Below are 11,001 nucleotides of genomic sequence, written 5' to 3'. Positions count from 1 at the left end.
TTCCAGGTCCCTCCGCCGTCGCCCCGCCCCTTCCCAGCCAACCGCGGCCACCACCCCTTCAATGCCACTCCCCCCCCCCCCCCCCTACTCGCAGCACTCCCCCCAATCGCCCGGAACTCCGTGCATATGCACGAATTTTAGGTTCATTCCAGGTCCTCTTGGCTTTGCCCTGCCCCCGAAACGGGTGATCTCCTGAAGTACCCCGACACGAGGACGCCCGCCGTCGCCAGCACCGCCACGCCACCCGACGCGACAGCGCCGAAGAAGAACCACATCGGCACGTTCGGACGCACCGGAACATGCCCCGGCGCCGCCAGGTCAATCACCCGCGCGCTCGCCAGGTCCGGCGCATCCGCCCGCGCCGCCGACAGGCGTTGGTAGGTCTTCACCACGGCGTTGGCGATCTCCGCCGCCAATGCAGGATCCCGGTCGAAGTAAGCCACCTCCATCAGCGCCGTTTTGCGGATCGGGCGAACCTCCAGGTTTCGTCGAACCTTCCCTCGTGCGACATCCTTCCCTCCCGCCCCGTCATCAAGGCCCCACCGGCGCGCAAGTTCGAGATCTCGGACGACCTCCTCGACCACACGCATCGACTGAATCATTTCAACCGTGGATTGCTGCCGAAACGGATCGAATGCCGCCCAGTCGCCAGGATTGACCCGAGTCCCGCCATGGCTCACGGGAGTCTCCACCTGGAGTGTTGCGGTGCTTCGAAAGACCTTGGGCTGGTTCCCCACCGCCACCGCCACGGCAATCAGCAGAACCACAAACACCCCGAGTCCGGTGCCTGCCGCCCCCAATCCAATCCGCCACATGGAATTCATGACGCACTCCTTTCGTATTGCCGCCACATGCTCGACGCCAGCCGACCATACCGCGTCCCAGGTTGCCCGGAGGCAGCAAGCCCCGAGCCCCCACGCCCCAACTCTCGCCCATGATTCGCGGCACTGATCCCTGAAGACCTGGACCATCTCATTCCCGAACGACTGCCGGTGCCGTCGTGGATAAAGCCACAGCAGTACCCGGTAAATCCTCACGTACCTGTCTGCCACCGATTGTCTCCGCTTCATGGCCATGCACCCGTTCTCCTCATGCGGTCCCTGTTGCCGGCCCAGTCAGCAACCCCTTCGACCGTGCCTCCCGAACGATCGCCCGGTACCGTTGCGCCTCCGCCTCCGCGACCCGCCTCCCATACCCGGTCAACCGGTAGTACCGGCGCCGCTCGTCATCCAGTTCCGGATCCGGCCTCTCGTCGCAGGACTCGATCCAACCCGCCTCCAGCAAGCGCTTGATCGTTCCGTAAAGTGTCCCCGGTCCCATCCGGACCACCCCGTCGGTGCTGGTCGTGACGCTCCGCATGATGGCGTACCCGTGCTGTTCGGATTCCGACAGGGCCAGCAGGATATGAAACACCGCCGGAGTCAGCGGCAGGTGCGACGTGGGATCGATCAACTTCGGGTCCATGCTCCATCTATCCGTAACAATTGCATCCGCAACGGATACATACATTCTTCTGCCCGCTCATGTCAAGAAGGCCGTGCATCCCGGAGGTGCGGGTGGATTGGGCGGGGCCACCTGACCAGGATTCGGCCTGTGACGACCCCTTCCCGCCGCGCCGCTTCCCCCCCTTTCCCCACCGCCCGCCTCCCGGTGCACGCTATTTCATTCGTTCGGTTTGCCGGTCCGCGGGCATTGATGGATGCGTGACCCCGTTGTCCGAATCCACCCTCGACGACCGATCCCTCCTGCTTCGGTTCGCCGACGAACGCTCCGATGCGGCGTTCGAGACCCTCGTCCAGCGCCATCTCACCCTGGTCTATTCGACCGCCCTCCGGATTCTCGGCGGCGACACCCACCGCGCCCAGGACGTCACCCAGGCGGTCTTTGTCGCCCTGGCTTCCCAGGCCCCGCGCCTGGTGCGCCACCCCGCGCTTTCCGGGTGGCTCCACACCACCACCCACCACCTCGCCTGCCGTTCCCTGCGATCCGAACAGCGCCGGTCCCGGCGCGAACGAATGGCCCACGCCATGCTCCACGACACCCCTGAGGAAGTCCCGGACTGGAACCGCCTCCGCCCCGTCCTCGATGACGCTCTTCACGATCTGCGCGAAGCCGATCGCCTGGTCGTGCTGCTCCGCTTCCTCGAAGGACGCACCCTGCGCGCCGTCGGGGACGCCCTCGGGATCAGCGAGGATGCCGCCCGGATGCGGATTGACCGTGCCCTCGAACGTCTGCGCAGCGCACTTGCCCGACGCGGTGTCACCACCTCGGCAGCCGCCCTCTCCGGCACGCTCGGTGTCCATGCGGCGGAGGCGCTCCCGGCCGGACTGGCCGCCCAGGTGGTCCTCGCCGCCTCGCAGGCCGGGGCCGCCACTGCGGCCACCGGCGCCTTCGGCTTCCTCACCCAAATCCCAACCCAGATCCTGGCCATGAAAACCCCCATCCTCGCCACCACCCTCACCGCGGCCGTCGTCACGGTGCCCCTCGTCCTTCAGCACCACCGCCTCGAAGCCACCCGGTTCGAGTTTCTCGCCCTGCGCGATTCCGTGTCCGCACTCGCCGGGTTGCAGGAGGATCACGACCGCCTCCGCGCCCTTGCCGATCTCGCCCGCGAAATTGAGGAACTGCGCGCCCTCGATCCCGAATGGGCCCGCCTGCGAGACGAGGCGGCCGCCCTCCGATCAAACCCGCCGCCCCCCCTTCAGGAAGTCCTTGCCGACGCCCGCTCCCGGCTCGCCACCGCCGAGGAGGCCAGGGCCGACGCGGAAGAGAAGATCCAGTTCCGTGCCACCCAGACCCGCACGGTCAATGACATGAAACAACTCGGCCTTGGTGCCCGCATCTTTGCCACCGACAACGAGGACGTCCTGCCACGATCTTTTGACCAGCTCACCGGAATTGTGGACGGAAGAATCGACCTCGACCGTTTCGAGTTCTATCCCCAGCCACGAATCATCAGCGAACTCGAACCCCAGCTCTTCATCTTCCGCGAGAAAGCGCCCCGACCCCGTCCCGGCGGCGGCTGGGTCCGCGTGTACACGCTCGCCGACGGTTCCGTTCAATCCCTCGAATCCGATACGGAGGACTTCTCCCGGATCGAACGCGAACACTACGGCGTTGCCTCGGAGGAAATCCCCGAATCCCTCCGCGATCAGCGGGCCTACCGCACCGACACTCCGTAACCCCATGAAATCCATCCTCCTCGGCCCCCTCGCAGTCCTCCTCGTCGCCGGCGCCATGGGCTTGCAACGGCACGGCACGGAGTTGCGCGCCCGGCACGAACTCGACGCGCTCCGGCCCCTCGCCGCCCAGGCCGACCGCCTGGCCCGCGAGATCGAAGCCTGGCGCCTTCTCGATCTGGACACCGCCGAACTCGACCGTCTCCGAGCCAGGAAACTCGACCTCCTCCGCCTTCGCGGCGAAATCGGGGACTTGCGCCAGGCGGCGCGACTGACCCCCGACGCGGCCCAACGCGAACTGCACGAACTCCACAACCGTGCCGACACCGCCGAGGCCGAGGCGCAACGCCTGGAAGGCATCATGCAATTCGATGACCAGTCGAGGGAATCCATGACCAGCCTCAACCTCGCCCTGCAAATGGCCCTGATCGGCGCCAGGACCGCAGGGGGCCTCCCCCCGGCATCGTGGGACGATATCCGTGAGCGTCTGGCCCGTTCACCGCCCGAGTTTCCCGGCTGGACCGACGCCCAGCGCGACCAGGCGCGCCGCCACTGGCTCGAACAGATAGAAAGGCTCCCCGCCGACCGCTTTGAAGTCCTCCCCTCCATCGCGCCCGACGGGGCCAACCTCGACGCCGCCCTCCGCAGCAACCACACCCTTCTCCTGCGCGAACGCACCCCCCGCCCCCATCCCGACGGCGGATGGGTGCGCGCGTATGGCTTCCTCTCCGGGCGCGTCGCGGAGGCCATCTCACCCGACGGCGACTTCACCGCCTGGGAACGTGCCGAGACCACCCCGGACGGCCCCCCTTAGCCGTCTCCATGCAGTAAGGAGGAGAGCGATGGCGCCGCAACGTTTCGGGCAGGACGAGCAGTGAGCGAGGCGCGTCTCGGAAGCAGGATACGGAACGAGCGAACGACGAAGCTCTTGCCCGAAAGGATCAAGCCAGCGCGCCCGACCTTCCTGCATGGCTGCGGCTTGGCAAAGCCTCCTACCGCACACTCCATTCACCCCAGTGCATCCCGGAATTGTGGGAAGAGGTGCGAACTTCGCGAAGGCTCCCCTCGGAGGGCCGAGTTCCACGAGGCCGCAATGGTGTGGAGCGTCGGGATGAGGACTCGCAGAGCTCGTCCCTCCGATTGGCTGCCTCCTCACCCACAACTCCGGGATGCACGGCATTCACCGCTCCCCTGAACGCCTGCCCATCTCATCCCTCGTGATTCACCCCGTTCATGGGGACTGAAATCTCCTGCGCCCGCGCGATCAGCGCCTCGCCGATCCGCCGGGCCAGTTCCGGCGGCAGGGCGAACGAGGCCACCCGGCCCGCCCGCGCGATGTTCACGCCAATCGCCTCCCCGGCCAGGTTCACCAACGGCCCCCCGCAGAGCCACGGGGGAAGCACGGAATCGTGCTGAAGGGCCTGGTCAAAACCCTCCGCCCGGTCGCTCACGTCACCCCCCATCCGGTTCAGCCGCTCCTCCCGGTCCATACGCGCCAGCTCCGTATCGATCGGGGGCACCCGCATGCGGATCGACGCTTCAAACACCTCGTCCTCGCGCCGCACCTCCAGCCGCACCGTCTGGCCTTCCCGAAATTCCCGCAGCCGGCTCACCAGCGCGTCCCCGCGTCCCACCGGATCCCCGTTCACCGACAGGATGGTGTCACCGGACCGGATGCCCGCTTCCTCCGCCCCCAAACCCGGCGTGACCCGCGACACCCGGGCGACCGGCGCCCGCAGATCGAGTTCCACCCCGATGAACGCCCGTCGTGGCGCAATCCGCCGGGGCGTCACACTCACAATGCCCACCGCGTGCGGACGCTCCTCAATCCCAGGCGTAATCGCCCACTGGCCGACCGCCGCATCCTTCGCCGCCCAGCGCACTGGCACCACGCGATCCGCCCGAACGCGCACCAGGGCCACGTCGTTCTCATCGTCCACCGCCAGCAACTCGGCCTCCACCTCGCGTCCTCCAGGCAGCCAGCAGGTCAACCGACCGTCCCGCAACTGGCTCGCCTTGGTCAGGGCCATGCCGTCCTCGCGGATGAACGTCGCCAAAGCCACCGTCCCTCCGTCCACATCCAGCTTGCCAATCGAGGACCGCACCCCGCGGGACGCTTCGGAAAAGGCGTCCAGCATCCCGATCCCGCCTTTCCACTGATCCGAGGGCAGCCGCGGCGCGCGCCCCGAGGCCCCCTGCCCCCAGACGGACACCGTCCCCAACATCACCCCCAGCAACACCGCAAGCTTCACGCCGTTCCACCCGACCGCATCGTGCCGCGCCATAATGGTCCTTTCTCTTTCCGTCCGCTCCGTGACCGTGTTGCCCTGCCGGGACCTACCGGGACCCGCCTCCCCCAGTGGCCCGCCGTCCGATCGCCGGGTCGTCCTGACCCCAGTTCTCGCCCCGGATCAGGCGCACCCAGTCCTCCAGGTAGGCATCGATCGGCACGTGATAGTTCTCCGCCGTCGAATTGCTGATCCGGCTGTGAATCCCCACCACCCGGCCGTGCATGTCGAACAGCGGCCCTCCCGAATCCCCGCCGGACAGGATGCTGTCCGTCTGAAGGGCCATCGCCGTCCTCCGAATCACCCGCCCCAAGCGTACCACCATCGACCGGTCCGGATCGAATCCCCCGGGATGCCCCAACCCCAATACCCATTCGCCAAGAACCCCGCTACCCGCCTCGCCAACCGGCACCCACGGCCAGTCCCCGTCCTCCTCAATCCGCGCCAGTCCCGCATCCATCCGATGATTGGTCCCCAACGTGCGTCCGCGGACCGTGCGGCCATCCGGGAAAAGGAAGCGCACCGGCCGGTTGGGTGACGCCGCCACATGCGCCGCTGTCAGGACCCATCCGTCCGCCGAAATCACCACCCCGCTCCCGGTCGATCCCCCCACCCGCACCGCCACCACCGACGGCGTCACCTGCCGAACCAACGCCATCACGTGGGCTTCCATTGCCGCCAGATCCGCCACGGAATCCGGAGTCGGCCCCTCGAAACCCGCCGGAACCGCTCCCCGCTGACCCGGCACCGGCGCCGGGAAGTCCGGCTCGGCCGGCGCCCTTCGATCCACCTCGCCCTGCGCCGGAGGCGGAGCGGCCCGTTCCTCGAAGACACTCCGATCCGGAACCCTCGGGAAGACCACCGGCTCCGACGGTTCGAAGCCCATCACCGTCACGGCACACAGCCCTCCCGCGACCCAACCTATCCAGTACCTCGGTGTTCCGAAAAACATGGCGCTATCCGTTGCCTCAAGAACTACCGCAGTCCAGACGAACCTCACAACCCTGTTTCATCCGGGCGCATCTCCATGCCGTGCATCCCGGAGTTGCGGGGAGCGGTGCAACCTTCGCGAAGCGTCGTCTCGGAGCGCCGAGGTCCACGAGGCCGCAACGGTGTGGAGCGTTGGTTTGCGAACCCGCGGAGTTCGTCCCTCCGATTCGCAGCCTCCTCACCCACTACTCCGGGATGCACCGATCTCCATGGTGTCCGAGATGCGATCGGTCGAGGGATACTACGAGGGGACCGTCGGCGTCGGGGTCGCGATCGGAATAGAACCCGAACGATCTCCGGGGATCTAATGCAATAGCAAGTCAGGCATACTATTGTTGACGGAATTCAATAGTCAGGCAGGCATACCTTTGTTGACTCCACGCCCCGGGCCCGCGCTACCCTCGGAAATCTCATTCGGCCGTCGGAATGACCTGATCGCCGCGCGTCAACTAGATCATGCCAGTCCTGTTATATTGTTATATGACTTGGTCAATTTTTAATCGACCGTCTTATTATGGCCATTGTGAACTCGCCTACACTCGGTTGACTCGGTTGATCCTTCCCTGCACTTCCCGCTCCTCCCTGTCGCGGCAGTGCGAATCCCATCATTGCTTCCACCACGCCCGGTGTGTATCACCCCCCCCGCGTTCGTTCACACGCACACCATCTCCGTGATGGCCACGCGGCCTTCCGGAGCCTCGCGCCCCATCGCCATGCCCGATCCAACGTCGCCCAACCCGGAAGCGCCGCGTCTGGTCCCGCCTCCGCGCACCTACGCGCACATGGTCGCCCGATGGTGCATCCTCCCGCTGGTCCGCACACCCGTCACCCCCAACCACCTCACCACCCTTCGCCTCATCTCCGGCCTCGGAGCCGCCGTGCTGTTCGCCCTTGGTGGCCCCTTCTGGACCGTCTGGGGCGGTGTCGTTTTCGCCGTGTCCGCCGTGCTCGACCGTGCCGACGGCGAACTGGCCCGCGTCTCCGGCCGCATCTCCAAGGGCGGCCACTGGTTCGACCTCGTGTCGGACATGGTGGTGAATGTGGCCACTTTCCTGGGCATCGGCATCGGCCTCGCCGACCGCTTCGCCGGACCCTGGGGCCCGATCCTCGGCGCTCTCGCCGGGCTCTCCGTGGGGGCCACCTTCATTGTCGTCTTCCTGGTCCACACCGGGGGCAGCCACCCCAGCGTGGCATTCAGCTACCCAAGCCGGTTCGATTTCGACGACGCCCTGTTCCTCATCGCCGTGGCCGCCTGGTTCAACGCCCTGCTTCCCCTCCTCTACGCCGCCGCCATCGGGGCCCCGCTCTTCCTCGCCTTCGCCCTCTGGCGGTACTGGCGCCTCAAAGCCCCTTCGGCGCCCTGAACCCGGTCTGGACCTTCCCCCGACCTCCTTCCTCGAAGCCCCCCTATCCCCCTTCCTCCGCGTCCCGCAACTGGCCGAGCACGGCGGCGCACAACGACACCGCCCGCGCCTCGGTGTCCGCCTCCGTGTAACACCGAAACTCAGGCGCGTTCCCCGACGGCCGCAAATGCACCACCTCACCCCTCCTGAACGTCGCCCGGACGCCGTCCGTTAAATCCACGTCCGCCACGCGATCCCCCACCACCCCGCCCAATACCCGCTCCACCGCCGCCGTCCGCCCTTCCGCATCGCTCCCGCCCAACCGCTCCATGATCGCCCGGCTCCGTTCCACCGGGAACTCCGTCAACCGATCGCTCGCCGTCCAACGCCCCGGCAGCGCCGCCACCGCTTCCGACACCGACCGCCCCTCCCGACGCGCCTGCATCAGCACCCCAAGCATCACGATCACCGCGTCCCGGGTCGGAAGTGCCCCCAGACGTCCCTCGGGCAGTTCGAAGTCCGCACCCACCAGGAATCCCCCGTTCGCCTCGTACCCCACCACCCGGTTTCGCCCCTCCGCGCGCAGGGCGTTCATCGCCGCCACCACGTAGGGCGATCCGATCCGCGTGCGCCGCACCTCGGCAAACCACCCGGTCCGCTCGACCGCCGTGTTCGAACTGACCGGCGTCACCACCGCCTCGGCCCCAAGAAACCGGGCGCACAGGATTCCCGCCACATCCCCTCGCAACCAACGCCCCGACTCATCCGACACCAGAGGCCGGTCGCTGTCCCCGTCGGTCGAAACGATGGCGTCAAACCGTTCCTTCTCCGCCCAGTCCCGGGCAAGGGCCACGTCCTCCTCCCGAATGGCCTCCGTGTCCACCGGCAGAAATCGATCTGACCTCCCCAACGGCACCGTCTCGGCCCCCAGCCCGCTCAGGATCCGCATCAGCAGATCCCGCCCCACCGCCGAGTGCTGATAGATTCCCAGCCGCAGTCCGCGGAGCGGCCGGCCGGGAAACCCCTCGAGATAACGGCGCACATACCCCTCCCCGGCTGCCTCATCCAGCTCGGGTTCCGGCTCCGCCCCCCCGCGCCACGCCCCTTCCCCATCGTACGCGGTCTCCTCCCACGCCACCGCCTGCTCCATCATCCCGGCCTCATCGTCCTTCAGGATTTCCCCGGAGGACTTGTTGAACTTGATGCCATTGCGGTCGTCGGGGATGTGGCTCCCGGTCACCATGATGGCCGGAATCCGCCGTTCCAGCCCCAGCAACGCCACCGCCGGCGACGGCACCCGCCCGCAGGCGATGGGCCTGCCGCCCGCCGCCCGGATCGCCCTTCTCACCGCCGCCATGATCCGCCCGGTGCTGGGTCGCAAATCCCCCGCCACCGCCACGAACCCGCCCGCATCCGGCCAGTCTCCGATCCGCCTCAGATACCCCAGGAACCCCGAGGTGTACGCCTCGCACACCCGGTCCGTCATGTCGGTCACCCGCCCACGCGCCCCGCTGGTGCCAAACTTCACCCCGCTCAGCGCCATCCACTCCCGCAAACTCAATGTCATGGCTTCCCTCCCCGATCCTCCCTCTCAAATCGTCTGCGCCAGAAATCCCCCGTCCACCACCAGATCCGTGCCCGTCACGAACCCGCTGGCCCGCGCGCTGGCCAGAAACACCGCCGCACCCACCAGCTCCGGGGCCTCGCCAAACCGGTTCATCGGCGTGTGTCCCAGGATCGCCCGCGCCCGGGGTGTCGGCGTGCCGTCCGCTTCGAACAGCAAGCGCCGGTTCTGCTCCGCCGGAAAGAACCCCGGCGTGATCGCGTTCACCCGCACCCCCTGCGCCGCCCATTCCCGCGCCAGGAACCGCGTCAGATTGAGCACCGCCGCCTTGGCCGCCGAATACGCCACCACCCGCGACAACGGCACATGCGCCGAGGCGCTGGCCACATTGATGATGCTCCCCCGGCCGCGGGCCACCATCGGCGGTCCAAACACCTGGCAGGGCAGCAACACCCCACCGACCAGGTTGAGATCGAAGTTCGCCCTCCAATCCTCCGGCGCGAGGGTCTCAAACGCCCGCTCCGCCGTCACCGTGACCTTCGGATCGTTCCCCCCCGCGGCGTTGACCAGGATCGATGCCGGCCCCAATGCCGCCACCGCCGCCTCGCGGGCTCCCTCCAGACTCTCCCGCACCATGGCGTCCGTCGCGAAGAATGACGCCGTCCCGCCCGCCGCCTGAATGGCCTTCACCCGCGCGTGCCCGCGCTCGGCGTTGCGCCCCAGCACCGCCACCCGGGCCCCCGCCGCCGCCAACCCCTCGGCCAGGGCACCGCCCAGGACCCCCGTGGCCCCGATCACCACCGCCACCTCGTCGCTCAAGTCAAACAGTTGCATGGTCGTCCAGACCATCCTGCGCCCAACCTTCCCCCCAAAGCCAATCCATTGCGTCATGCGACGCCCCAACCCGGGCGCACCCCCCGCCCCGGGTCACCCCGGATACCCTCCCGCAATGTAGCTGTGCAACTGCTCGATCGTGGCCTGTTGGGAACCCATGATGAAATTCACCAGATCCCCGATCGACACCAGCCCGATGACACGCTCCTCCTCCACCACCGGCAGATGCCGGATGCGGTTCCCCGTCATCAACCGAAGGCACTCCGCCACCGCCGTCGTCGGATGCACCACCACCACCCGCCCGGTGATCACTTCGTGGACCTTCGTCTTCTTCGAGGATCGTCCCTGCAACGCCACCTTCCGCGTGTAGTCCCGCTCCGAAAACACCCCCCGCAACTGCTCCCCCTCCATCACCAGCAGCGCCCCGATGTTCCGGGCAGCCAGTTGCTGGATCGCCTCGAACACGGTGGCCTCGGGTAAAATCGTGAAGACGTCGCGCCCCTTCATTTCGAGGACTGCGTTGACAATGCCTGGTACATCCATGGTGGTGACGGGTTAGGGTTGAGTCGCGTTGCGAACCGGGGTGTCCCGGAACCATCAAGACCCGCCGCCCCGTCGTCAAGTGGCTGTGCATCCCGAGGTTGACGGCCCGTGCCTCCCGGAGTCGTGGGTGAGGAGGCAGCGAATCGGAGCGAATCGGAGGGACGAGCTCCGCGAGTCCTCAACCCAACGCTCCACACCCCGCGGCCTCGTGGACAGGGGCGACCACGTCGGAGGCTTCCCTCGTGCCAAGGAGCCGCCCC

10 protein-coding genes are annotated in these 11,001 nt (G+C 67.4%); 3 read left to right on the top strand and 7 right to left on the bottom strand.

Annotated features, from left to right (window positions below; translation table 11 throughout):
- Positions 1–143 precede the first annotated feature (143 nt).
- Together KF833_24270 and KF833_24265 are read right to left on the bottom strand one after the other, a co-directional pair.
- The gene (locus KF833_24270; GenBank protein MBX3748434.1) at positions 144–824 is read right to left on the bottom strand and encodes a hypothetical protein; all 681 of its coding nucleotides are present in this window, start codon (positions 822–824) and stop codon (positions 144–146) included.
- A 265-nt stretch (positions 825–1,089) separates the two neighbouring features.
- Complete coding sequence (locus KF833_24265; GenBank protein ID MBX3748433.1) at positions 1,090–1,464, bottom strand: helix-turn-helix transcriptional regulator; 375 nt, start codon at positions 1,462–1,464, stop codon at positions 1,090–1,092.
- 239 nt (positions 1,465–1,703) lie between these two features.
- On the opposite strand from KF833_24265, the gene KF833_24260 reads away from it, so the two are divergent.
- Complete coding sequence (locus KF833_24260; protein ID MBX3748432.1) at positions 1,704–3,182, top strand: sigma-70 family RNA polymerase sigma factor; 1,479 nt, start codon at positions 1,704–1,706, stop codon at positions 3,180–3,182.
- Positions 3,183–3,186: 4 nt separating this feature from the next.
- Positions 3,187–3,993, top strand: a complete 807-nt coding sequence (locus KF833_24255) for a hypothetical protein (protein ID MBX3748431.1) — start codon at positions 3,187–3,189, stop codon at positions 3,991–3,993.
- Positions 3,994–4,387: 394 nt separating this feature from the next.
- On the opposite strand, the gene KF833_24250 is transcribed toward KF833_24255, so the two are convergent.
- Together KF833_24250 and KF833_24245 are read right to left on the bottom strand one after the other, a co-directional pair.
- Positions 4,388–5,464, bottom strand: a complete 1,077-nt coding sequence (locus tag KF833_24250; protein ID MBX3748430.1) for a PDZ domain-containing protein — start codon at positions 5,462–5,464, stop codon at positions 4,388–4,390.
- Positions 5,465–5,516: 52 nt separating this feature from the next.
- Positions 5,517–6,419 (bottom strand): trypsin-like peptidase domain-containing protein, encoded by a 903-nt coding sequence (locus KF833_24245; GenBank protein ID MBX3748429.1) that lies wholly within the window; start codon positions 6,417–6,419, stop codon positions 5,517–5,519.
- Between the two features lie 751 nt (positions 6,420–7,170).
- Here KF833_24245 and KF833_24240 point away from each other — a divergent pair.
- Positions 7,171–7,821: a CDP-alcohol phosphatidyltransferase family protein gene (locus tag KF833_24240; protein ID MBX3748428.1), complete on the top strand. Its 651-nt coding sequence runs from the start codon at positions 7,171–7,173 to the stop codon at positions 7,819–7,821.
- A 43-nt stretch (positions 7,822–7,864) separates the two neighbouring features.
- Here the strand turns inward: KF833_24240 and KF833_24235 are convergent, their stop codons facing one another.
- From KF833_24235 to KF833_24225, 3 genes are all read right to left on the bottom strand, one after another.
- Positions 7,865–9,367, bottom strand: a complete 1,503-nt coding sequence (locus tag KF833_24235; GenBank protein ID MBX3748427.1) for a phosphomannomutase — start codon at positions 9,365–9,367, stop codon at positions 7,865–7,867.
- A gap of 24 nt (positions 9,368–9,391) precedes the next feature.
- Positions 9,392–10,198 carry an SDR family oxidoreductase gene (locus tag KF833_24230; GenBank protein MBX3748426.1) on the bottom strand — a complete coding sequence of 269 codons (807 nt, stop codon included), beginning with the start codon at positions 10,196–10,198 and terminating at the stop codon, positions 9,392–9,394.
- Between the two features lie 93 nt (positions 10,199–10,291).
- A complete protein-coding gene (locus tag KF833_24225; GenBank protein ID MBX3748425.1) occupies positions 10,292–10,741 on the bottom strand; it encodes a CBS domain-containing protein in 450 nt (149 codons plus the stop codon).
- Between the last annotated feature and the right edge of the window lie 260 nt (positions 10,742–11,001).

The organism is Verrucomicrobiia bacterium (genome assembly GCA_019634625.1).
Classification (GTDB): domain Bacteria; phylum Verrucomicrobiota; class Verrucomicrobiia; order Limisphaerales; family CAIMTB01; genus CAIMTB01.
Note: the sequence above shows the minus strand (reverse complement) of the source record. Positions and strands in the feature narration are given on the sequence as shown.

What these genes read in the sequence shown, in the direction of transcription:
- KF833_24270 (MBX3748434.1), bottom strand. Translation starts at nt 824, where the DNA reads ATGAATTCCATGTGGCGGATTGGATTGGGGGCGGCAGGCACCGGACTC.
- KF833_24265 (MBX3748433.1), bottom strand. Translation starts at nt 1,464, where the DNA reads ATGGACCCGAAGTTGATCGATCCCACGTCGCACCTGCCGCTGACTCCG.
- KF833_24255 (MBX3748431.1), top strand. Translation starts at nt 3,187, where the DNA reads ATGAAATCCATCCTCCTCGGCCCCCTCGCAGTCCTCCTCGTCGCCGGC.
- KF833_24250 (MBX3748430.1), bottom strand. Translation starts at nt 5,464, where the DNA reads ATGGCGCGGCACGATGCGGTCGGGTGGAACGGCGTGAAGCTTGCGGTG.
- KF833_24245 (MBX3748429.1), bottom strand. Translation starts at nt 6,419, where the DNA reads ATGTTTTTCGGAACACCGAGGTACTGGATAGGTTGGGTCGCGGGAGGG.
- KF833_24240 (MBX3748428.1), top strand. Translation starts at nt 7,171, where the DNA reads ATGCCCGATCCAACGTCGCCCAACCCGGAAGCGCCGCGTCTGGTCCCG.
- KF833_24235 (MBX3748427.1), bottom strand. Translation starts at nt 9,367, where the DNA reads ATGACATTGAGTTTGCGGGAGTGGATGGCGCTGAGCGGGGTGAAGTTT.
- KF833_24230 (MBX3748426.1), bottom strand. Translation starts at nt 10,198, where the DNA reads ATGCAACTGTTTGACTTGAGCGACGAGGTGGCGGTGGTGATCGGGGCC.
- KF833_24225 (MBX3748425.1), bottom strand. Translation starts at nt 10,741, where the DNA reads ATGGATGTACCAGGCATTGTCAACGCAGTCCTCGAAATGAAGGGGCGC.